Here is a 21,015-nt window from a genome sequence, read left to right on the forward strand (position 1 = left end):
GCGGGGGGCCGGTCCCGGGCCGGCCCCCCACCGGCTGCTCAGCCGGTTCCTCAGCCGCGGACGGCCGCCGCCTCGCGCAGCAGGCCCGCCACGATGCCGACGCCGTCGCGGGTCAGCACCGACTCGGGGTGGAACTGGAGGCCGGCGAAGCCGGGCCCGCGCAGCGCGTGGACGTCCCCGGTGGCGGCGTCCCGGGCGACCTCGACGCCCTGCGCGGCGAGCCGGGCCGCGTCGGCGTCCGAGCAGCGCGCGGTGAACGTGTTGTAGAAGCCGACGGTGTGCTTGGTGCCGAACAGGTCGACGCTCTCCTGCGCCCCCTGGTACGGGACGTCCTTGCGGCCCAGCGCCAGCCCGAGCTCGCCGCAGAGCAGCTGGTGGCTGAGGCAGACCGCGAGCAGCGGCGCGGTGCGGGCCCCGGACCGGACCGCGGCCAGGGCGTCCGCGACGACCGGCCGCAGCAGGGCCATCTTGGGGTCGTCGGCGAGCGCCGGGTCGCCGGGCCCGGGGCCCAGCACCAGCGGCCCGCGGTGCGCCGCCAGCAGGGCGGGCAGCCCGGGCGCGTCGTAGCGGACGACGCTGACCTGGTGGCCGATCGAGGTGAGCAGGTGGGCGAGCATCGAGGTGAAGGTGTCCTCGCCGTCGACCACCAGGGTCGGCGCGGGCTCGGTGACCACGGTCGGCGTCTGCATCCGCAGCCAGAACGGGGCGAGGTCGGCCCGCCGGGCGTCCAGGGCGGCCTGGACGCGGTGGTCGTCGGCCAGCCGGGGGCCGGTGGGGCCGGGCAGCCGGGCGGGCGCGGGCCGGGCGCCGATCGCGGTGAGCACCCCGGCGGCCTTGGCGTGGGTCTCGGCGACCTCGGACTCGGGGACGGAGTGGCGGACGAGCGTGGCGCCGACCCGGACGACCAGGCGGCCGGTGGCCGGGTCGATGTCGGCGGTGCGGATGCAGATCGGCGAGTCCAGCAGCTGCCCGCCGCTGGCGGAGCGGCCGATCAGGGCGAGCGCGCCGGAGTAGTAGCCGCGCCCGCCGGGCTCGTACCGCTTGATGACCCGGGTGGCGTTCTGTACCGGGCTGCCGGTGACGGTGGCGGCGAACATCGTCTCGCGGAGCACCTCGCGGACGTCCAGCGAGGTGCGTCCGCGCAGCTCGTACTCGGTGTGGGCGAGGTGGGACATCTCCTTGAGCCGGGGCCCGAGCACCTGGCCGCCGAGGTCGCCGACCGTGCACATCATCTTGAGCTCCTCGTCGACGACCATCGTCAGTTCCTCCAGCTCCTTGGGGTCGTGGAGGAACCGGAGCAGCGAGTCGATGTCCGAGCCGCCGGCCGGATAGCGGTAGGTGCCGGAGATCGGGTTCATCACGACGGTGCCGCCGCTCTGCCGGACGTGCACCTCGGGGGAGGCGCCGACCAGGACGCGTTCTCCGGTGTGCACCAGGAAGGTCCAGTAGGCGCCGCGCTCCTGCTCCAGCAGCCGCCGGAACAGGGTGAGCGCGAGTGCGGGCGAGAAGTTCTCCAGGGTGGCGCCGAAGTCGCGCCGGATCACGAAGTTGGCGCCCTCGCCGTTGCCGATCTCCTCCTCGATCACCCGGCGGACGATCGCGGCGTACGCCTCGTCGTCGATGTCGAACGAGCCGCCGGTGAGCGAGACCGGCGACTGCGGCAGGGCGGCGGTGAGTTCGGCCAGCGGCAGGGTGTGCTGTTCGGTCACCGAGAGGGCCTGCAGCGGGGTCCCGTCGTCGTGCGCCTCGAAGCCGCGCTCGCGGATCTGCCGGTACGGGACGAGCGCGAGCAGGTCGTGCACCGGGCCGTCGGCCGGGACGCCGGTGCGGACCGGCAGGTCGGCGAGGTTGCGGTAGCTGTCGACGGTGCCCACCAGCACCTCGACGGTGTCCGGGGCGAGCCGGGGGGTGCGGCGGTGCAGCAGGGCGAACGCGGGCGCGTCGGGAGCGGTGAGGCGGGCGAGCAGGTCGGCGGTGGCGGTCACGGAGCGGCTTCCTTCCGGGGGACTGGTGAGGTGCGGTGCTGGGATCCGCTCCCGGAGGGCCGTCTGCGCATACGCCGACGGCCGCCCCGAGGGGCGGCCGTCGTGTTCGTCTAGGAACGCGCGATCGGTGGGCCACCCTTGGGGGAGGCCCACCACCAGGAGTGGGTGTGGGGCGCGTGCATGGTTCGAGCGTAGCGGATCGTGCGGGGAGGGTGAGCCCGGTCACGTGTTTGTCCGAGTTATGTCTCACCCCTCGGGCAATGGTCACGAATCGCTCGGGTCACCCCGTAGCCTTGGTGGTGTGACCGTGACGACTGAGACATCGAGGACTGGCCACTCCTGGCAGTCCCTGCCCGCGGCGCAGCAGCCTGAATGGCCGGACCAAGAGGCTCTGCGCAAGACCCTTGCCGAGCTCGCCTCCTATCCGCCGCTCGTGTTCGCCGGCGAGTGCGACCAGCTGCGCGCCCGGCTCGGAGCCGTGGCGCGCGGGGAGGCCTTCCTGCTGCAGGGCGGTGACTGTGCCGAGGCCTTCGACGGCGTTTCGGCGGAGCACATCCGCAACAAGCTGAAGACCCTGCTGCAGATGGCCGCCGTGCTGACGTACGCGGCCTCGGTGCCGGTCGTGAAGGTGGGCCGGATCGCCGGCCAGTACTCCAAGCCGCGCTCCAAGTCGACCGAGACCCGCGACGGCGTGACGCTGCCGGTCTACCGCGGTGACTCGGTGAACGGCTTCGACTTCACCCCCGAGTCCCGCATCCCGGACCCGGAGCGTCTCAAGCGGATGTACAACGCGTCCGCCGCGACGCTGAACCTGGTGCGCGCGTTCACCACCGGTGGTTACGCGGACCTGCGCCAGGTGCACGCCTGGAACCAGGACTTCGTGCGCAACTCGCCGGCCGGCCAGCGCTACGAGCAGCTCGCCCGGGAGATCGACAACGCCCTGGCGTTCATGAACGCCTGCGGTGTGGCGCCGGAGGAGTTCAAGACCGTCGAGTTCTTCTCCTCGCACGAGGCGCTGATCCTCGACTACGAGACCGCGCTGACCCGCGTGGACTCGCGCACCGGCGAGCTGTACGACGTCTCCGGCCACATGGTGTGGATCGGTGAGCGCACCCGCCAGCTGGACCACGCGCACATCGAGTTCGCCTCGAAGGTCCGCAACCCGATCGGCGTCAAGCTCGGCCCGACCACCTCGGTCGACGAGGCACTGACCCTGATCGAGAAGCTGGACCCGGAGCGCGAGCCGGGCCGCCTCACCTTCATCACCCGGATGGGCGCGGGCAAGGTCCGCGACCACCTGCCCACCCTGGTGGAGAAGGTCACCGCGTCCGGCGCCCAGCCGGTGTGGATCTGCGACCCGATGCACGGCAACACCTTCGAGGCCTCCAGCGGCCACAAGACCCGCAGCTTCGACGACGTGCTCGACGAGGTCAAGGGCTTCTTCGAGGTGCACCGCGCGCTGGGCACCCACCCGGGCGGCATCCACGTGGAGCTGACCGGCGACGACGTGACCGAGTGCGTCGGCGGTGGCGACGAGGTGCTGGTCGACGACCTGCACCAGCGCTACGAGACGGCCTGCGACCCGCGGCTCAACCGCAGCCAGTCGCTGGACCTGGCGTTCCTGGTGGCGGAGATGTACCGCGGCCAGTGAGCTGCCACGGGTGAGCCGCCGCCGGCGGGTCACCGGTGAACGAATGTGACGAAAGCCCCTCCGGATTCGGGGTCCCCGAGCCCGGAGGGGCTTTTTCGTACCCGGATCGCCGGGTAAGGTGAGGCTTAGTGAAGTAAGGCAAGCCTTAGTCAAGATCGTTCCGCCGGTCGGCGCCGCACCACCCTGGAGAGTCCGCGATGTACGTGTGCATGTGCCATGCGGTCACCGAGGACCAGGTGAAGAAGGCGATCGACGCCGGTGCCGAGACCCCGCGTCAGATCGCCCGGGGCTGCAAGGCCGGCACCGACTGCGGGTCCTGCGTCCGACGGATCCAGGCCCTGCTCGGCGAGCACGGCGCCCGGCCCTGCCCGACCGCCCGCCTCGCCGCGAAGCTCGGCCTGGCCGACCCGCAGGCCCAGGCCGCGCCCGCGCCGGTGGCCGCCGCGGCTCCCGCCGCCCCGGCCCTGGTCGCCCCGCTGCGCGCGGCCTGAGGACTCGGCCTGAGGACTCGGCCTGAGGGCTCGGCCTTGAGGGCTCAGGACTCCGGCTGCTCGATCACCTGGGCGAGGTAGAGCGCCTCGCCGAGCTTCTCCAGGAGCTCCAGCTGGGTGTCGAGGTAGTCGATGTGGTGCTCCTCGTCGGCCAGGATGTCCTCGAAGATGTTCGCCGAGGTGACGTCGTTCTTGGCGCGCATCACGACGATCCCGCGCTTCAGCCGGTCGATCGCCTCGACCTCGATCTGGCGGTCCGCCTCGAACATCTCCTTGACCGTCTGGCCGATCCGGACGTGGAACAGCCGCTGGTAGTTCGGCAGCCCGTCCAGGAAGAGGATCCGGTCGGTGAGGGTCTCGGCGTGCTTCATCTCGTCGAAGGACTCGTGCCGGGTGTACTTGGCGAGCTTCGTCCAGCCGAAGTTCTCCTGCATCTTGGCGTGCAGGAAGTACTGGTTGATCGCGGTGAGCTCCGCGGTGAGCTGCTCGTTGAGGAACTCGATGACCTCTGGGTCGCCCTGCATGGCTGGTGCCTCCCTGCGCTACGGCCTGTTGTGACTCCTGCGCTGCGCATCCTGGCATCGAAATGGGAGGAAATTCCAGTAAGTTCACACTCACTAGGACATGTTTCGGAATATCCGATTTGAGCTGATACGGGCTCGACCACCGGTTCTTGGGGATGGGGCGCGTGGCCGCGCGAAGGGGCGCGCACGGCGCGTCGACCGCCGTCTGTCACCATGGAGTCATGGGTCAGTCCGAACAAGAACCGCTTCCGCCGTCTGACCCGAGGCTCCCCCCGGGGCAGCGCGTGCAGCGCGGCTGGCCCGCCCTGCACTACGGGCCCGTACCCCGCTTCAAGCCGCTGACCTGGGACCTCCAGGTGTTCGGCGCGACCGCCTCGGCGGAGAAGCACAGCTGGGACTTCGAGGCCTTCCACGCCCTGCCGCGCACCACCGTCGTCGCCGACCTGCACTGCGTCACCAAGTTCACGCTGCTCGGCAACGAGTGGTCGGGCGTGCCGGCCGCCGCCCTCCTCGACCTGGAGCCCCCCGCGCCCGGCGTCACCCACGTGATGGTCTGGGCCGAGTACGGCTACAGCGCCAACCTGCGGCTGGCCGACTTCGCCGACCCGCGGACGATCTTCGCCACCCACCGCAACGGCGAGCCGCTGACCGCCGAGCACGGCTTCCCCGTCCGGCTGATCGTCCCCGGGCTGTACGCCTGGAAGGGCCCCAAGTGGGTCCGCGCGGTGGAGTACATGCGGGCCGACCGCCGGGGCTTCTGGGAGGAGCGCGGCTACCACAACCTCGCCGACCCGTGGCGCGAGCAGCGCTACTCCCACCAGGAGGAGCCGGGCGACGGCCCGCTGCGCTGAGGGCGGACCGACGTTCGGAGGAATCCCCTTAGAGTCGGAGGAATCCCCTTAGAAGAAGGGGAAGTTGACCGTCACCGCGGTGTGCTGTGGGCGCCGCTCGCCGGCCGCCGGGGACTGGCCGGACACCTTGCCCGTGCCGAACAGGTTGACCCCGCTGGTCTGCATCGTGAAGCCGGCCGCCTGGAGCGCCTTCGCCGCGTCGTCCTTGCTCATCCCGGTGACGTCCGGGACGGGCACCATGCCCTTGCTGACCACCAGCGAGACCGCGGTGTTCTCCTGGAGCAGCTGCCCGGCCGCCGGCGAGCTGCTGATCACCACGCCCTCCGGCACGGTGTCGTCGTACGTCCCGGTCACGCCGCCCCTGGTCAGCTGGGCCGCGGTCAGCGCGTCGGCGGCCTGGTCGGCGGTCTTCCCGGTCAGGTCCGGCACCGCGATCCGCTTGGGGCCCCTGGAGACGGTGACCGTCACGGTGTCGCTCTTGCGGGTCCGCGCACCCACCCCGGGGTCGGTGGCGATCACCTGCCCGGCCGGGACGCTCTCGCTGAACGCCTCGACGAAGCGGCCGTGCATGCCGTCCTTGTCCAGGATCCGCTGGGCCTCGGCCCGGTCCTTGCCGAGCACGCCGGGCACCGGCCCGTACAGCCCCTCGGACAGCCCGTACGTCGCGCCGCCGACCGCCAGCACCAGGGCGGTCAGCGCGGCCGCCCAGATCAGCGGCTTGCGGGGGAGGCGGCGCAGCAGGCCGGGCCGGCGCCCGCGCACCGGGGTCGGCTCGTCGTACGGGCGCGGCTCGACCAGCAGCTGGTCCAGCAGCTCCGCCGGCACGTCCAGCACGCTGGTGGGCTCCGGTGCCGCGGCGTCGACGGGCCCCGTCGGCGGCTGGATCACCGAGGTCGGCTCGCTGGTCGGGTAGCGCGGGCTGGGCCGGGTGGAGGCCGGCGGCTCGGCGTCCAGCTCGGCGGGGGTGAGCGTGCGGCGGAGCCGCTGGAGGGCGGCGAGCAGTTCGACCGCGTCGTACGGGCGGGCCTCGGCCGTCCGGGCGCAGGCGCCGGCCACTATGGCGTCCAGCCCGGGGCCGACGGCCGGGGCGATCAGCGAGGGGGCGGGGACGTCCTCGTGCAGGTGCTTGTACATGACCTGGACGGGGTTGTCGCCGGTGTGCGGGCGGCGGCCGGTGAGCATCTCGTAGAGCAGGATGCCGGCCGCGTAGACGTCGACCCGCTGGTCGGTGGGGGCGTCCGGGAGGATCTGCTCGGGGGCCAGGTAGGAGACGGTGCCGAGGACCGTGCCGCCGGTCGCGGTGCTGGTCGAGGTGGGCGCGCCGTCGGCGGTGCCGAGGACCCGGACCAGGCCGAAGTCGGCGACCTTGACCAGCCCGTCCTCGGTGATCAGCACGTTCTCGGGCTTGACGTCCCGGTGCACCAGCCCGGCCCGGTGGGCGGCGCCGAGGGCGGCCAGCACCGGCTCCAGCACGTCCAGCGCGGCCCGTACGGACAGTGCGCCGCGGTCGCGCAGCAGGTCCCGCAGGGTGCGGCCGGGCACGTACTCCATGGCGAGGAAGACGTTCGCGCCGTCCGCGCCCTGGTCGAAGACGTTCACCACGTTCGGGTGGGAGAGCCGGGCGACGGCCTTGGCCTCGCGGATGAACCGGGCGGTGAAGCCGTCGTCCCCGGCCAGCGCGGGGTGCATCACCTTGAGGGCGACGACCCGGTCGAGCCGGGTGTCGGTGCCCTTGTAGACGGTGGACATCCCGCCGGTCGCGATGCGCTGCTCGACCCGGTACCGGCCGTCGAGCAGGGTACCGATCAAGGGGTCGTGCAGTGCCATGTCCACCCGGAGAGTCTAGGGCGTGCCTTCAAACCCCCGTCGTCCGCCCGGAGGGCGGGCGTGGCGGCGTTGGGGTGCGTGCATCGCAAGGCGGAGGAGGGAGTCCATGCGGTGGGGGCACCTCCCGGCCGAAGGCTGGGGGCCATCGGCGACCGACGACAACGCGGCGAGGTGCGTGCCCCGGCGTCGGCGCGCAGGCGGGGGTTTGAAGGCACGCCCTCGGGCTCCGGCGGCAGCGGGGCCCGGAGGACATCGCCTCCGGGCCCGGCTGTGCCCGGTTTGTGACACGGCACACGCGGCGGGTGCCCGGGCGCCAGGGCGTCAGAACGCCGGGTGCTCGCGGGTGTCCAGCTCCGCCCGGCCGGCCATCGCCGAGGAGGCCTCGGCGTGGAACCGGCGCGGGATGCGGCCGGCCCGGTGGGCGAACCGGCCCGCCTCGGCGGCGTGCCGCATCGCCTCGGCCATCAGCACCGGGTCCTGCGCCCTGGTCACCGCGGAGGCGAGCATCACCGCCGCGCAGCCCAGCTCCATCGCCAGCGCGACGTCCGAGGCGGTGCCGGCGCCCGCGTCCAGGATCACCGGGACGCCCGCGCCCTCCACGATCAGCTGGAAGTTGTGCGGGTTGCGGATGCCCAGGCCGGAGCCGATCGGCGAGCCCAGCGGCATGATCGCCGCGCAGCCGACGTCCTCCAGCTTGCGCGCCAGCACCGGGTCGTCGTTGGTGTACGGCAGCACCGTGAAGCCGTCGTCGACCAGGGTCTCGGCGGCGTCCAGCAGCTCGATCGGGTCCGGCAGGAGGGTCCGCTCGTCGGCGATCACCTCCAGCTTCACCCAGTCGGTGCCGAGCGCCTCGCGGGCCAGCCGGGCGGTCAGCACGGCCTCCCCGGCGGTGAAGCAGCCCGCCGTGTTGGGCAGCACCCGGATGCCGTTGCGGGTCAGCACGTCCAGGACGGAGCCCTGGGTGCCGGCGTCGACCCGGCGCATCGCCACGGTGGTCAGCTCGGTGCCGGAGGCCAGCAGTGCCCGTTCGAGGATCTCCAGGCTGGGTGCGCCGCCGGTGCCCATGATCAGCCGGGAGCCGAAGGACGCCCCGGCGATGGTCAGCAGGTCGTCGGCCATGTCAGCCTCCCTGGACGGCGGTGAGGATCTCGATCCGGTCGCCCGCCGACAGTTCCGTGGCCGGCCACGAACTGCGCGGCACCACGGCCTCGTTGAGGGCGGCGGCGACGCCGCTGTGGGCGGCGCTGAGGGTGGCCACGACCTCCGCGAGGGTGGTCGTGGTGGACACCCGGCGGGGCTCGCCGTTGACGGTCAGCGCGATCTCGGCCGGTGCGGTCCGGGCCGGCGTGGTCTGGGCCGGTGTGGTCTCGGGTGGTGCGATCTCGGTCATGCGGAGGCCTTCGTGGTGGAGCGGTCGGGGGAGAACCGGGTGGGTGTGAACGGCTGTGCGAGCTCGGGGAGTTCGCCGGTCGCCAGGTACTCGGCGAGCAGGTCGGCGGTCACCGGGGTGAGCAGCACGCCGTTGCGGTAGTGGCCGGTGGCGGCGACCAGCCCTGGCAGCGCGGTCGGGCCCAGCAGCGGGGCGTTGTCCGGCGAGCCGGGCCGCAGCCCGGCCGAGGTCTCCAGCAGCGGGAGTTCGGTGATGCCCGGCACCAACTCGTGGGCGTCGCGCAGCAGTTCGTACACCCCGCCGGCGGTGACGGTGGTGTCGTAGCCCTGCTCCTCGGTGGTCGCGCCGATCACCAGCTCGCCGTTCTCCCGGGGCACCAGGTACAGGTGCTGTCCGCGCACCACCGCGCGGACGTTGCGGGACAGGAACGGCCGGTACGCCTCGGGGATCCGCAGCCGCAGGATCTGCCCCTTCACCGGGCGGACGGCCGGCAGCACGCCCTCCGGCAGTCCGGGCAGCCGGTGGCTGTGCGGGCCGGCCGCGAGCACCACCTGGTCGGCCCTCCGGGTCTCGCCGGTGCCGAGCCGGGCGCCGACCGCGCGGCCGCCCTCGACCAGCAGCCCGACGGCCTCGGCACGGTGGACCACGACCCCGGCGAGCTCGCAGGCGGCCACCAGGGCGGTCAGCAGCCGGCGGGGATCCACCTGGTGGTCGTCCGCGACGTGCAGGCCGCCGCGCACGCCGGGGGCGAGCATCGGCTCCAGCCTGCGGGCCTCCCGGCCGGTCAGCCAGGACGAGTCCAGGCCGAGTCGCTGGTGGAAGGCGTGCAGCTCGCGCAGTTCCTCGCGGTCGTCGGAGTCCAGCGCGACGGCGATCGTGCCGCACCGGCGGTACCCGGTGTCCAGGCCGCCGCTCGCCTCGGTGAGCTCGGCGGCGAAGTCCCCGTACCGCTGGTTGGAGGCCATGCCGAGGCGCAGCAGCGGTTCCTCCCCGTACTGCAGCTCGGTGACCGGGGCGAGCATCCCGGCCGCGACCCCGGCCGCCCCGCCGCCGGGGGAGGGGTCGACCACGACGATGTTCCGCAACCCGCGCTGCGCGGCGCGCCAGGCGACGGCGAGGCCGATGATGCCCCCGCCGATCACCAGCACGTCGGCGTGGGTTTCCTCGGGCAAGCGTGACAAGGCTGCTCTTCTCCCTTCGCCGGAATGACCCGGATCAGGTTCGGACGGTCGCGGGCCGTGCCAGCCCGCCTCTCAGCCCGGTACGCCGGGCTCCCGTGATGGTGCCCCCACCATAACGCCGGGGGCGGGCCCGGCCGAAGGCCCGTACGCGGGGTGGACGGGCCGGTGGCCCCGGCAGGGCGCTGAGTACAGTGACGGGCGTGGCAGAGCTGAACGCAACGGATCAGGTGGTCGTCGTCGGGGCCGGGCTGGCCGGGGCGCAGTGCGCCCTGAAGCTGCGGCAGGGCGGCTGGCGGGGGCGGATCACGCTGGTCGGGGAGGAGCCGCACGCGCCGTACGACCGGCCGCCGCTCTCCAAGGACGTGCTGCTCGGCAAGGCCGACGCCACCACCCTGGACATCGACTACCCGCACCTGGGCATCGAGCTGCTCACCGGCCGCCGCGCCACCGGCCTCACCCCCGGCGTGCTGCACACCGACGCCGGCGACCTCCCGTACGACGCCCTGGTGATCGCCACCGGCGCCACCCCGCGCGCCCTGCCCGGCGCCGAGCGCGCGCACCTGCTGCACACCCTGGACGACGCGCTGGCGCTGCGCGCCCTGCTGCGGCCCGGCCTGCGGCTGGTGCTGGTCGGCGCGGGCTGGATCGGCGCCGAGGTGTCCACCGCCGCCCGCGCGGCCGGCTGCGAGGTGACGGTGGTCGAGGCGGGCCCGGCGCCCGTCCCCGGCGCGCTGCCGGCCGAGGTCGGTTCGGCGATGGCCGCCTGGTACGCCGAGGCCGGTGTCGACCTGCGCTGCGGGGTCGGCGTGGCTGCCGTCGAGGAGGGCGCGGTGCTGCTCGCGGACGGCTCGCACCTGCCCGCCGACGAGGTCGTGGTCGGCGTCGGCGCCCGGCCCGCGACGGGCTGGCTGGCCGGTTCCGGCGTCGAGCTGGACGGCACCGGCGCCGTCCTGGTGGACGGGCGGCTGCGCACCGGTCTGCCCGGCGTCTTCGCGGCCGGGGACTGCGTCAGCTACCCGTCCGCCCGCTCCGGCGCCCGGCTGGCCGTCCAGCACTGGGACCACGCGTTGCAGTCCGGCGAGGCCGCGGCGGCCGCCGTCCTCGGCGCGGACGCGCCGCCGTACGACCCGGTGCCGTACTTCTGGTCGGAGCAGTTCGGCCGGATGGTCCAGTACGCCGGGCGGCACGCCGAGGGCGACGAACTGCTGTGGCGCGGCGGCCCGCAGGACGCCTCCTGGACGGTGCTCTGGCTGCGCGACGGGGTGCCGAGCGCGCTGCTGGCCGTCGACCGGCCGCGCGATCTGACCCAGGGCCGCCGGCTGATCGAGCGCGGCACCGCGCTGGACCGGGCCCGCGCGGCGGACCCCTCGGTGCCGCTGAAGTCGGCGGTCGCGGGGTAGCGGCTGGTGCGCGGGGGGCTGTGGAGGTGGCAGTCTGGTGGCGTGAGTGAGATTGAAAGCAAGATTGAAGCCCTGGTTTCCGAGTGGATGTACCTGCCCGACATCTCGGAGCAGTGGGGGGTGCGCGTCACCGAGGTGCGCGACCTGGTCCGCACCGGCGGGCTGATCGCCGTCCGGCGGGGCCCCAACAAGTCGCTGCAGGTCCCTGCGGCGTTCATCGACGGCCAGGGGCTGGTCAAGCACCTGTCCGGCACCCTGACCGTGCTGCGCGACTGCGGTTACAACGACGTGGAGATCCTGGAGTGGCTCTTCACCGAGGACCCGTCGCTGCCCGGCAGCCCGATCCAGGCGCTGCAGGAGAACCGCGGCACCGAGGTCAAGCGGCGCGCCCAGGCGATGCTGATCTGATGGCGGCGGACACGCCGCGCCGGCGGCTGGCCGACGCCCGGCTGTACCTGTGCACCGACGCCCGCCGGGAGCAGGGCGACCTCGCCCAGTTCCTGGACGCGGCGTTGGCGGGCGGGGTGGACATCGTCCAGCTCCGGGACAAGGGCCTGGAGGCCAAGCAGGAACTGGAGGCCCTGGAGGTCTTCGCGGACGCCTGCCGCCGCCACGGCAAGCTGCTGGCCGTCAACGACCGCGCCGACGTCGCGCACGCGGCCCGGCCGGACGTGCTGCACCTCGGACAGGACGACCTGCCGGTGCCGGCCGCCCGGGCGATCCTCGGCGACGAGGTGCTGATCGGCCGGTCCTGCCACGCCGAGTCCGAGGTGGACGCGGCGGTCGCCGAGCCCGGCGTGGACTACTTCTGCACCGGCCCGGTCTGGCCGACCCCGACCAAGCCGGGCCGCCCGGCGCCGGGCCTCGGCCTGGTCTCGTACGCGGCGAAGCAGAGCACCGACCGGCCGTGGTTCGCCATCGGCGGCATCGACCTCGGCAACCTCGACGAGGTGCTGGCCGCCGGCGCCCGCCGGGTCGTCGTGGTCCGCGCCATCACGGCCGCGGACGACCCGCAGGCCGCCGCCGCCGAGCTCGCCCGGCGGGTGCGCTCGGCCTGACGGCCCCGGGGGCCGCCACCGTTCTCCGTACCTGCGGATCCTCTTGCGTGCGGATCTCAGTACTTGCGGACGGTGGCGGCCTCGGCCAGGGCCAGCAGCACCGTGCGGGCCTGCTCGTCGGCCAGCGGCGCCGCCTCCAGCGCGGCCAGGGACTGCCGCATCAGCTCGTCGATCCGGCGCTCCACCCGCTCGGGCGCGCCGCTGCGGGCCACCAGGTCGCGCAGCCCGGCGACCTCCTCGGGCAGCAGGTCCGGCGCGCCGAGCCGCTCGTCCAGGTGCCGGGCGTCGGCGGCCGGCAGGCCCCGCATCGCGTGCGCCACCAGCAGGGTGCGCTTGCCCTCGCGCAGGTCGTCCCCGGCCGGCTTGCCGGTGACCGCCGGATCGCCGAAGACGCCGAGCAGGTCGTCCCGCAGCTGGAAGGCCTCGCCCAGCGGCAGCCCGAACGCCCCCAGCGCCGCCACCAGCTCCGGGCCGGCCCCGGCCAGCAGCGCGCCGACCTGGAGGGGGCGCTCGATCGTGTACTTCGCCGACTTGTAGTGCAGCACCGTCTGCGCCCGGTCGAGCGCGCCCTCGTCGGCGGAGTCGCCGGCCACCGGCTCCAGGACGTCCAGGTACTGGCCGACCATGACCTCGGTGCGCATCAGGTCGAACACCGGCTTGGCGGCCAGCACGGCGGCCGGCTCCAGGCCCGAGCGCAGGAACAGCTCGTCGCACCAGATCAGCAGCAGGTCCCCGAGCAGCACCGCCGCCGAGGCGCCGTACTGCTCGCGGTCGCCGCGCCAGCCGTTCGCCCGGTGCAGCGCCTCGAAGCGGCGGTGGATCGAGGGCAGGCCGCGGCGGGTGTCGCTGCGGTCCATCAGGTCGTCGTGCACCAGGGCGCTCGCCTGGAGCAGTTCCAGCGCGGCCGCCGCGTTCGCGATACCCTCGCCGCCGGCCGGGCCGCCGGCGCCGCGCCAGCCCCAGTAGCAGAAGGCCGGGCGCAGCCGCTTGCCGCCGTCCAGCAGGAAGTCGCGCAGGGCATCTGCGGCGGGCACGAGCTGCGGGGAGATCTTGTCCAACAGGGCGGACTGGCCGTCCATGAACGCGGCGAGGGCGGCGTTGACGCGCGCGCGGACGTCCTCCACGTCTATGGGGTTGGCCGGCCGGTTGCTGGACGAGGTCACGATGAGGCTCCGCTGGTTCGCTGGGGTGCAGCAAGCGTAGCGGGGCGACTGGGAACGGATGTGCGAGCCGGCGTGCGGGCCGGCGGGCGCGGGCTTCGAGCGCCGGTCGGAATTCGTCGGACCACGGACGGAGTATCGTCCACCGCTTGTCTCAATCCGTGGTACCGAGTTGTCCGGCCCCTTCGAACGCCCGATAACCTGCCAGCATGGCACTCGGCATCGCTTCCACCAGACCGGACCGCGCACTGACGGTCCGCGAACTCCTGGCAGCCGGAAAGCGGTCCTTCTCCTTCGAGTTCATGCCCCCGCGCACCGAGGTCGGCGAGCAGAGACTCTGGGACGCCATCCGCCGGCTCGAACCGCTGGACCCCAACTTCGTCTGCATGACGTACGGCGCGGGCGGCTCCTCGCGCGAGCGCACCGTCAACATCGTCGGCCGGATCGCCACCGAGACCACGCTGACCCCGGTCGCCCACCTGACCGCCGTCGACCACTCGATCGCCGAGCTGCGCAACATCATCGGCCAGTACGCCGACCAGGGCGTGCGCAACGTCCTCGCCGTCCGGGGGGACCCGCCCGGCGACCCGATGGGCGAATGGGTCAAGCACCCCGACGGCGTCACGTACGCGTACGAGCTGGTCGAGCTGATCAAGGGCATCGGCGACTTCTGCGTCGGCGTCGCCGCCTCGCCGAACATGCACCCGCGCTCCACCGACTGGGACGAGGACATCCGGCACTTCGTCGGCAAGGTCCGGGCGGGCGCCGACTACGCGATCACCCAGATGTTCTTCGAGGTCGACGACTACCTGCGGCTGCGCGACCGGGTCACCGCCGCCGGCTGCGAGACGCCGATCATCCCGGAGATCATGCCGGTCACCAACGCCAAGCAGCTGGAACGCTTCCCCCAGCTGAGCGGCTCCGCCTTCCCCGCCGACCTGGAGGCCCGGCTGCGGGCCGCCGTCGACGACCCGGCGGCGCTGCGCGCGATCGGCATGGAACACGCCACCGCGATGGCCGAACGCCTCCTCGCCGAGGGCGCGCCGGGCCTGCACTTCATCACGCTCAACCACTCCACGGCGACGCTGGAGATCTACCAGAACCTCGGCCTGCACCAGCGCCACGCGTAGGTCCCGTCCGGCGCCGTCGGGGGCCCTGCTCCGGGCAGACCGGGGCCCGCGGGCCCGGACGTTCACCGGCCCGTCACCGCCCCGACGGTGACGGGCTCGGTCGTGTGCGCCCCGGCCGCGACCGGCGGGAACGCGATGCGGTACCCCGGCCGTTGAACCGGTACAGTCGCCGCACACGCGCGGCGAGCGCGGGCACGCGACTGGAGGTAGCGGGCGGATGGGCATCGGATACCTGCTGCTGTACGTCGCGTTGGCGGTGGTGGCGCTCTGGCTGGTCGCCGAGGTCCTGCTGCAGAACCGGGCCCCGCTGCACTGGCGGGCCCTCGCCCTGGTCGGCTTCCTCGGAGTGGCCGCCGGCATGGTGCTCGGCTCCGTCCCGGTGATCGGCGCCGGCGCCGCCCTCTTCGCGGCCGGCCAGACCTTCGTCACCCTCTCCGTCAAGCGCGGCTACCGGGCCGGCTGGTCGCTGCGCAAGGCCGACGGCTCGCTGCCCGGCCCGCTCGCCAAGGTGCCCCTGCTCGGCGCCCTCACCGGCGGCGCGGCCGCCGTGGCCGCGGTCGAGGCCACCGAGAAGCGGATCGGCGAGGTCAGCGCCGTCGAGGAGGCCCCGGCCGCCGCCCCCGCCCTTGCCCCGGTTGCCGAGGACGTCCCCGAGGTCGAGCAGACCGCCGCCTTCGAGATGCAGGAACTCACCCAGGACGGCGTCTACGCGCCCGCCTACTACGAGCAGCAGCAGGCGCCGCACGACCCCTACGCCGAGGCCTACCAGTCCGGCTACGACAACGCCGCCCAGCCGCAGCCGGCCTACGAGCAGCAGCAGTGGCAGAGCCAGCAGCAGCCCGCCTTCGCCTACGACCAGGGCTACGGGGCCTACCCCCAGCAGCCCGACCCGTACAACGGCTACCCGCAGCAGGACCAGTACCAGTCCTACCCGCAGCAGCAGCCCGGCTGGGAGCAGCACCCCCAGCAGCAGTGGCAGACCCCGCAGCAGCACCCTGAGCAGCACCCCGGCCAGCAGCCGGGCCAGCACCCCCAGGGCATCCCGCAGCAGCAGTCCTACGACCACACGTACGGCTACCAGCAGCAGAACACCTGGCCCCAGGGCTGAGTTCCGGCGCCAGGGCCGCTAGGCCCTGTCCGGCCGGACCTAAGCCGGGCCGATCAGGTTGGCGGCGATGCAGGCGGACATGCCGGTCCGGGCCAGTCCGCCGCCGGGGTGGGCCGCTCCGCCGATCAGGTAGAGGCCGGGGACGGGCGACTCGTTGGCGGGCTGGAGCCATCCGCCGCCGTCTCCGGCGAGCGCAGGGCGGGGGACCGACCCGCCGAGGGCGCCGGTCTCCCGGCGGGTGTCGTCCGGGGTGCGCACGACCCGCCACAGCACCCGTTCGCGCAGGCCCAGGCCGGCGGCGTCGGCGTGCGCCAGCAGCTGGTCCGCGTAGCGCTCGGCGACCCCGGGCGCCGTCCAGTCGACGTCGCCCTGGGCGGGGACGGTCGCGGTCAGCACCACGCTCTCGTGCGCCTCGTCGGGGCGCAGCGAGGGATCGTCCGGGCGCAGCACCTGGAGGGTGGGGCGTTCGCAGGGCGGGGCCGAGAGGGTCAGGGCGTCCCGCTCGGCCGCCGGGTCGGCGGCGTGCACCACCGTCCGGTGCGGGGTGCCGGCCGGCCGGGCGCCGCGCAGCGCGAGCAGCACGCTGAACCGGCCGGGCACCTCGGACGGCTCCCCCTGGTCGGGTCCGAGCTCCGGCCACCGGGCGAGACCGTCACGGAACAGGGTCCTGGCGTCCATCGAGGAGACCACCAGGTCCGCGTCGATCCGGCCGCCCGGGGTGTCGACGCCGCAGGCCCGGCCGCCCTCGACCAGCACCTCGGTGACCGGGGTGTCGAAGCGGAACTCCACCTTGCGCAGCTCGCAGCGCCGGTGCACCGCGTCCGCCAGGGCCCGCAGGCCGCCCCGGACGTACCAGACGCCGAAGGACTGCTCCATGTACGGCAGCACGGTGGCCCCGGCGGGGGCGGACCCGGGGGGCAGGCCGAAGCGCAGGGCGTGCTCCGCCAGCAGCGCGGTGAGGCCGGGGTGGCCGCCGAGTTCGCGGGCGGCGACGTCGGCGAGGGTCCACGGGCGGGGTCGGCCGAGCCGGGCGAGCAGGCCGCGCCGGGGCGGGACGGGGTAGGGGTCGGTGTGCAGCGGCGACCGGTCGGCCGGGAGCGGCTCCTCCAGGAGCGGGCGGCGGGTGGCCTCCCAGACCGTCCGGCCGTGGTTCATGACCGCGCTCCAGCGGGCGCCCGAGCCGGCGCCGAAGGCGGCGTCCAGGGCCTGGCTGACGCCGCCGCGGGAGGCGTTGGGCAGGCTGACGGCGGTGCCGTCCGGGAACAGGTGCCGGCTCTCCGGGTCCACCGGGGCGAGGTCGACGAGCTGTTCCAGCGGCTCCTTGCCGGTCTTCAGCGCGAGGTCGCGGTAGACGGCCGGGAGGGTCAGCAGGCCGGGGCCGGTGTCGAAGGCGAAGCCGTCGCGCTCGTACCGGCCGACCATGCCCCCGTACGTGCCGCCGGCCTCGCAGACCGTCACCCGGTGTCCGAGGGTGGCCAGCCTGGAGGCCGCCGCGAGCCCGCTCATTCCTGCGCCGATGATGACGATCCGTGCCATGGCACCTGATCCTAGGGCGTGTCTGACAATTCCCGCCGGGCGCGCGACGCCGGGCATCCCGCCTGGACGCACCGGCGAAACGTCCAAGTACGGCCCAGTACGAGGACGCTTCGCCGGCACGCCCAGCCGGGCGCCCAACGCCGCGCGCTGATCCGACGCGAATTGTCAGACACGCCCTGGGCCGTGACCTGGGCCGTGACCTGGGCCGGGCCGGGCCCGGCGGGCGCCGTCCTCAGCGCCGTGGGACGTACGGCCGGTCCGCCTCCTGTTCGCGGGCGGCGGACCGGGCGTCGTGGGCGGCGCGGCGTTCGCGGCGGCGGGCCCGGAAGGCGCGGATCCGGTTGACCGCGAACCAGACCAGCAGCAGGCCGACGGCGAGCAGGACGGCGGAGATCGAGGCGGCCAGCCAGGGGTGGAAGATCGCCAGGGAGACCAGCCCGGCCACCGACACGTCCTCCGCCATGCTGACCGCGATGTTGCTGGCCGGCTCGGGCGAGGTGTTGACCGCCATCCGCAGCGAGGCCTTGACCAGGTGGCTGACCAGCGCCGTGGTGCCGCCCATCGCGCCCGCCGCGACCTCGCCGAGCGAGCCCGGGTCGGTGCTCGCGATCAGCGCGCCGACGGTGGCGCCCGCGATCGGCCGGATCACGGTGTGCACGGAGTCCCAGAGGCTGTCGACGAACGGGATCTTGTCGGCCACCGCCTCCAGCAGGAACAGCACGGCGGCCGCCACCAGCACGTCGGTGCGCTCCAGCGCGGGCGGCACCGAGTCCGCGCCGCCGAAGCGGCCCAGCAGTCCGAGCAGCAGCACCACCGCGTAGGCGTTGATGCCGCTGGCGAGTCCGCTGGTGAAGATCAGCGGCACGATCGTCATGGCTTCCCCCTCCTCATCGCTTTCCCCCTCCTTCTCGTGGCCGTGGCCGGGCCGCCCGGGCCACGGCCGTACCGTACCGGGACGTGCCGGGTCGGCCCGCCGGTTCCGGCCACGCCAGGGCCCGGGGCCGACGGATCTGAGTACGCGTACTCAGATCCGGGGTTGAGTACGTCAGCGGATGGCCCGCCGACCTGCCGGGACGGGAGAGTGGTGGCACCGGGACGGCGGCGCGTCGGGCGCCCCGCCCCGGACGGCGGATCCGTCCGCCCAGCCGGCAGATGAGGGGTCGGCGGGGCGGCGGCGGAGATCCGCCACTGGAGCCGGTCACGGGCCCTGCACCGCCGACACGGGGCGGCGGAGCGGGCCGGGGGGAGACCGGCCACCGGAAGGGGGAGCTGGCCACCGCCGCCTGTGGGGAACGGCGGAGCGGCGGCGTACGGCGGCGGCACAGGACCTGGGGGGACAGGCCGGTGCCCGCCGCCGCTCACCCGTTCCGGGCCGCGTTGTCAGTGGTCCCGTTCACGATGGAGGGGCACGGACCGCCCGGTCCGCGCGCTGCCTCGGAACGGGGGAGACCATGACCATCAGCCGTCCTGAGCCCGTCACCGCCCGCCTCCACTCCACCGCCCTGCCGTCCTCCCCGGGCGGGCGCCCGGGTGGCGGGGACGTCCACCCCGTGCTGCGCCGGACCGCCGCGCCGCCGGCCGCCCTCGACCTGCTCGCCGACGCCCACCGCACGCTCGCCCGGGCCCGCCTCCTGGAGGACCCGCTGGAGCGGTACGCCACCGCGCACCTGGCCGCGCTGCGCACGGTGGCGGCCGTGCTCGCGGTGCGCGGGCGGCCGGAGAAGAGCCCGCGCCGGCGCAAGGCCATCCGCAGCGCCTGGGAGGTGCTGCCCGAGATGGCCCCCGAGCTGGCCGAGTGGGCGCTCTACTACGCCGCCGGCGCCCGCCGCCGGGCGGCCGCCGAGGCCGGGATCAGGGGCGCCGCCTCGGCCCGTGACGCCGACGACCTGGTCCGCAACTCCGCCCTGTTCCTGCGCCTGGTGGAGCGCCTGCTCGGCCTGCGCCCGGCCCCGCCGGCCCCGCGGCTTCCGCTGGACGGCGACGACCCGCCGGGGGTGACGGGCCCGGCCACCCGCCCGGTCTAAGGTGGAGGCATCCTGATCGATCTGCATGTGCCGAGGAGCCCCGCCTTGTACCCGACGCGTCCCCGCAGTGCCCTGCGTACCGCCGTGGTGTGGGAGGTGGTGCGGGCCGCCCTGGAGAAGCGGGCGGCCGAGCTGGACCAGCCGGTGCTCGACGTGGTCGACACCGGCGGCGGCACCGGCAACTTCGCCGTGCCGGTGGCCAAGCTCGGCCACCGGGTCACCGTGGTCGACCCCAGCCCGGACGCGCTGTTCGCGCTGGAGCGCCGGGCAGCCGAGGCCGGGGTGACGGAGCTGGTCCGGGCCGTCCAGGGCGACACCCAGACGCTGCCCGAGCTGGTCGCCCCCGGCACCGTGGACGCGGTGCTCTGCCACGGTGTGCTGGAGGTCGTGGACGACCCGGCGGAGGCGCTCGGCAGCCTGGCCGGCACCCTGCGCCGGGGCGGCCTGGTCAGCCTGCTGGCCGCCAACCGCAACGGCGCCGTGCTGGCCCGGGCGCTGGCCGGCCACTTCACCGAGGCCCGGACGGTGCTGTCCGCGACCGACGGCCGCTGGGGCGAGCAGGACCCGATGCCGCGCCGCTTCACCGGCGAGGAGCTGGGTCGGCTGGCCGAGGGCGCGGGCCTGCGGGTGGAGTCGGTGCACGGCGTCCGGGTCTTCGCCGACCTGGTGCCCGGGGTGCTGGTGGACGCCGAGCCGGGCGCGATGGAGGCGCTGCTGAAGCTGGAGGAGGCCGCCGCCGAGCAGCCCGCGTTCCACGCCGTGGCGACCCAGCTGCACCTGCTGGCCACCCTGGCCTGAGCGGCCGCGGGACCGCCCACCGCCGTACGGTTCGCACGCCGTGCGGCGGCGGTTCGCCTTCCGGACGCCCCCCGGCCTCGTCCGGGTGGTCCCGAACCTGCCCAGGTCCGGACCGATTCCACCCGTTCGGGCACTTGTCCGCGTCTCGTGGCGTTGAGCCGGGTGCGGCCGTGCCCGGTCGAAGTGGCCCGTCCCACGCGGCGCAGACCACTCCGTAACGGGCTCACGGACCGTATGATCTGGGTAAAGCCGGAAAGCATGACAGCCGGATGGGTGGGGCATATGGACGACACGGGCCGGGTCCCCCCGCACAGGCGTCCGACCGTGTGCCCCGAAGGCTGATTGGACTTTGCCTCCCCGACCGGGGTGGCGGACCGGTCGCACCCGCGACCGACGAGTAGGAGGACTCCGTGCCGCTCTCGGAGCACGAGCAGCGACTGCTCGACCAGATGGAGCGAGCGCTGTATGCCGAAGATCCCAAATTCGCGACGGCGCTTGAGGGAACCGGGCTGCGCACCTACACCCGCCGGCGGGTGTACCTGGCCGTTGCCGGCTTCGTGGTGGGCATCGGCCTGCTGATGGGCGGCATGGTCGTCCCCGACCAGATCTGGGTCAGCGTCGTGGGCTTCCTGGTGATGCTCGGGTGCGCGGTGTTCGCCGTGACCGGCTGGCGCCGCGGCCCCGCCGGCCAGGGCTCCGGCCCCCGGCCGGCCGCCGCGCCCCGCCGCAAGGCCGGGATGATGGACCGGGTGGAACAGCGCTGGCAGCGTCGACGGGACGAGCAGACCGGCGGCTTCTGAGCCGCGCACCGCACGCCCGCCGGGGCGCGCACACGCTGGACGAACGCCGGGGCGGGGCGGGGATGGACAGACCCCCCCCGCCGGGGGTTTTGAGCCCGGCC

At 74.2% G+C, this 21,015-nt stretch carries 20 protein-coding genes and 1 riboswitch; of the genes, 11 read left to right on the top strand and 9 right to left on the bottom strand.

The annotated features are described in order from the left end of the window. Window positions 1-50: 50 nt before the first annotated feature. Window positions 51-1,985 carry an anthranilate synthase family protein gene (locus ACFWPI_RS20490; protein WP_380375635.1) on the bottom strand — a complete coding sequence of 645 codons (1,935 nt, stop codon included), beginning with the start codon at window positions 1,983-1,985 and terminating at the stop codon, window positions 51-53. A gap of 241 nt (window positions 1,986-2,226) precedes the next feature. Here ACFWPI_RS20490 and ACFWPI_RS20495 point away from each other — a divergent pair, with 241 nt between their 5' ends. Then, entirely contained in the window at window positions 2,227-3,636 is a 1,410-nt protein-coding gene (locus ACFWPI_RS20495; RefSeq protein WP_380336515.1) for a class II 3-deoxy-7-phosphoheptulonate synthase, read from the top strand. Between the two features lie 197 nt (window positions 3,637-3,833). Continuing rightward, entirely contained in the window at window positions 3,834-4,127 is a 294-nt protein-coding gene (locus tag ACFWPI_RS20500) for a bacterioferritin-associated ferredoxin (RefSeq protein ID WP_063347261.1), read from the top strand. Window positions 4,128-4,171: 44 nt separating this feature from the next. On the opposite strand, the gene bfr is transcribed toward ACFWPI_RS20500, so the two are convergent. Next, window positions 4,172-4,651 (bottom strand): bacterioferritin, encoded by a 480-nt coding sequence (gene bfr / locus ACFWPI_RS20505; protein WP_063347260.1) that lies wholly within the window; start codon window positions 4,649-4,651, stop codon window positions 4,172-4,174. 221 nt (window positions 4,652-4,872) lie between these two features. Here bfr and ACFWPI_RS20510 point away from each other — a divergent pair, with 221 nt between their 5' ends. Continuing rightward, on the top strand, window positions 4,873-5,502 hold the full coding sequence (locus ACFWPI_RS20510) for a molybdopterin-dependent oxidoreductase (RefSeq protein WP_063347259.1): 630 nt from the start codon (window positions 4,873-4,875) through the stop codon (window positions 5,500-5,502). A 48-nt stretch (window positions 5,503-5,550) separates the two neighbouring features. On the opposite strand, the gene pknB is transcribed toward ACFWPI_RS20510, so the two are convergent. From pknB to thiO, 4 genes are all read right to left on the bottom strand, one after another. After that, on the bottom strand, window positions 5,551-7,329 hold the full coding sequence (pknB, locus tag ACFWPI_RS20515) for a Stk1 family PASTA domain-containing Ser/Thr kinase (protein ID WP_380375665.1): 1,779 nt from the start codon (window positions 7,327-7,329) through the stop codon (window positions 5,551-5,553). 321 nt (window positions 7,330-7,650) lie between these two features. Further along, window positions 7,651-8,448 (bottom strand): thiazole synthase, encoded by a 798-nt coding sequence (locus ACFWPI_RS20520; protein WP_063347257.1) that lies wholly within the window; start codon window positions 8,446-8,448, stop codon window positions 7,651-7,653. A gap of 1 nt (window position 8,449) precedes the next feature. Then, window positions 8,450-8,719 carry a sulfur carrier protein ThiS gene (thiS, locus tag ACFWPI_RS20525; protein ID WP_380375633.1) on the bottom strand — a complete coding sequence of 90 codons (270 nt, stop codon included), beginning with the start codon at window positions 8,717-8,719 and terminating at the stop codon, window positions 8,450-8,452. Further along, window positions 8,716-9,891, bottom strand: coding sequence for a glycine oxidase ThiO (gene thiO, locus ACFWPI_RS20530; protein ID WP_380375632.1), 1,176 nt, complete (start codon window positions 9,889-9,891; stop codon window positions 8,716-8,718). Before thiO ends, thiS begins: the two co-directional genes overlap by 4 nt. 3 nt (window positions 9,892-9,894) lie before the next feature. Next, window positions 9,895-10,007: riboswitch (TPP riboswitch) on the bottom strand. An 84-nt stretch (window positions 10,008-10,091) separates the two neighbouring features. On the opposite strand from thiO, the gene ACFWPI_RS20535 reads away from it, so the two are divergent. Genes ACFWPI_RS20535 through thiE form a run of 3 tightly spaced genes read left to right on the top strand, consistent with a single transcriptional unit; the run spans window position 10,092 to window position 12,358 of the window. Further along, window positions 10,092-11,300, top strand: coding sequence for an NAD(P)/FAD-dependent oxidoreductase (locus ACFWPI_RS20535; protein ID WP_380336503.1), 1,209 nt, complete (start codon window positions 10,092-10,094; stop codon window positions 11,298-11,300). Between the two features lie 42 nt (window positions 11,301-11,342). Then, the gene (locus ACFWPI_RS20540) at window positions 11,343-11,708 is read left to right on the top strand and encodes an Rv2175c family DNA-binding protein (protein WP_063347255.1); all 366 of its coding nucleotides are present in this window, start codon (window positions 11,343-11,345) and stop codon (window positions 11,706-11,708) included. Continuing rightward, window positions 11,708-12,358 (top strand): thiamine phosphate synthase, encoded by a 651-nt coding sequence (gene thiE, locus ACFWPI_RS20545; RefSeq protein WP_363378583.1) that lies wholly within the window; start codon window positions 11,708-11,710, stop codon window positions 12,356-12,358. Before ACFWPI_RS20540 ends, thiE begins: the two co-directional genes overlap by 1 nt. A gap of 56 nt (window positions 12,359-12,414) precedes the next feature. Here thiE and ACFWPI_RS20550 read toward each other — a convergent pair whose 3' ends face one another. Beyond that, window positions 12,415-13,521 (bottom strand): polyprenyl synthetase family protein, encoded by a 1,107-nt coding sequence (locus tag ACFWPI_RS20550; protein ID WP_380375630.1) that lies wholly within the window; start codon window positions 13,519-13,521, stop codon window positions 12,415-12,417. A gap of 206 nt (window positions 13,522-13,727) precedes the next feature. On the opposite strand from ACFWPI_RS20550, the gene metF reads away from it, so the two are divergent. Further along, complete coding sequence (gene metF / locus ACFWPI_RS20555) at window positions 13,728-14,648, top strand: methylenetetrahydrofolate reductase [NAD(P)H] (RefSeq protein WP_063347252.1); 921 nt, start codon at window positions 13,728-13,730, stop codon at window positions 14,646-14,648. Window positions 14,649-14,865: 217 nt separating this feature from the next. Next, entirely contained in the window at window positions 14,866-15,756 is an 891-nt protein-coding gene (locus ACFWPI_RS20560; RefSeq protein WP_380375628.1) for a hypothetical protein, read from the top strand. A 39-nt stretch (window positions 15,757-15,795) separates the two neighbouring features. On the opposite strand, the gene ACFWPI_RS20565 is transcribed toward ACFWPI_RS20560, so the two are convergent. Both ACFWPI_RS20565 and ACFWPI_RS20570 read right to left on the bottom strand, forming a co-directional pair. Continuing rightward, window positions 15,796-17,292: a phytoene desaturase family protein gene (locus ACFWPI_RS20565; RefSeq protein ID WP_380375626.1), complete on the bottom strand. Its 1,497-nt coding sequence runs from the start codon at window positions 17,290-17,292 to the stop codon at window positions 15,796-15,798. Window positions 17,293-17,524: 232 nt separating this feature from the next. After that, window positions 17,525-18,166: a DUF4126 domain-containing protein gene (locus tag ACFWPI_RS20570; RefSeq protein ID WP_380372169.1), complete on the bottom strand. Its 642-nt coding sequence runs from the start codon at window positions 18,164-18,166 to the stop codon at window positions 17,525-17,527. Between the two features lie 583 nt (window positions 18,167-18,749). On the opposite strand from ACFWPI_RS20570, the gene ACFWPI_RS20575 reads away from it, so the two are divergent. From ACFWPI_RS20575 to ACFWPI_RS20585, 3 genes are all read left to right on the top strand, one after another. Continuing rightward, window positions 18,750-19,316 carry an SAV_6107 family HEPN domain-containing protein gene (locus tag ACFWPI_RS20575; protein ID WP_380372237.1) on the top strand — a complete coding sequence of 189 codons (567 nt, stop codon included), beginning with the start codon at window positions 18,750-18,752 and terminating at the stop codon, window positions 19,314-19,316. 45 nt (window positions 19,317-19,361) lie between these two features. Beyond that, a complete protein-coding gene (locus ACFWPI_RS20580; RefSeq protein ID WP_363378597.1) occupies window positions 19,362-20,114 on the top strand; it encodes a methyltransferase domain-containing protein in 753 nt (250 codons plus the stop codon). Between the two features lie 410 nt (window positions 20,115-20,524). Beyond that, a complete protein-coding gene (locus tag ACFWPI_RS20585; protein ID WP_063347247.1) occupies window positions 20,525-20,914 on the top strand; it encodes a DUF3040 domain-containing protein in 390 nt (129 codons plus the stop codon). Window positions 20,915-21,015 lie beyond the last annotated feature (101 nt).

Source organism: Kitasatospora sp. NPDC058492 (assembly GCF_042720685.1).
GTDB lineage: Bacteria > Actinomycetota > Actinomycetes > Streptomycetales > Streptomycetaceae > Kitasatospora.

Coding starts and splice junctions, on each gene's coding strand:
- ACFWPI_RS20495 (WP_380336515.1), top strand. CDS start 2,227: ATGTCTCACCCCTCGGGCAATGGTCACGAATCGCTCGGGTCACCCCGT.
- ACFWPI_RS20500 (WP_063347261.1), top strand. CDS start 3,834: ATGTACGTGTGCATGTGCCATGCGGTCACCGAGGACCAGGTGAAGAAG.
- bfr (WP_063347260.1), bottom strand. CDS start 4,651: ATGCAGGGCGACCCAGAGGTCATCGAGTTCCTCAACGAGCAGCTCACC.
- ACFWPI_RS20510 (WP_063347259.1), top strand. CDS start 4,873: ATGGGTCAGTCCGAACAAGAACCGCTTCCGCCGTCTGACCCGAGGCTC.
- pknB (WP_380375665.1), bottom strand. CDS start 7,329: ATGGCACTGCACGACCCCTTGATCGGTACCCTGCTCGACGGCCGGTAC.
- ACFWPI_RS20520 (WP_063347257.1), bottom strand. CDS start 8,448: ATGGCCGACGACCTGCTGACCATCGCCGGGGCGTCCTTCGGCTCCCGG.
- thiS (WP_380375633.1), bottom strand. CDS start 8,719: ATGACCGAGATCGCACCACCCGAGACCACACCGGCCCAGACCACGCCG.
- thiE (WP_363378583.1), top strand. CDS start 11,708: ATGGCGGCGGACACGCCGCGCCGGCGGCTGGCCGACGCCCGGCTGTAC.
- metF (WP_063347252.1), top strand. CDS start 13,728: ATGGCACTCGGCATCGCTTCCACCAGACCGGACCGCGCACTGACGGTC.
- ACFWPI_RS20560 (WP_380375628.1), top strand. CDS start 14,866: ATGGGCATCGGATACCTGCTGCTGTACGTCGCGTTGGCGGTGGTGGCG.
- ACFWPI_RS20565 (WP_380375626.1), bottom strand. CDS start 17,292: ATGGCACGGATCGTCATCATCGGCGCAGGAATGAGCGGGCTCGCGGCG.
- ACFWPI_RS20570 (WP_380372169.1), bottom strand. CDS start 18,166: ATGACGATCGTGCCGCTGATCTTCACCAGCGGACTCGCCAGCGGCATC.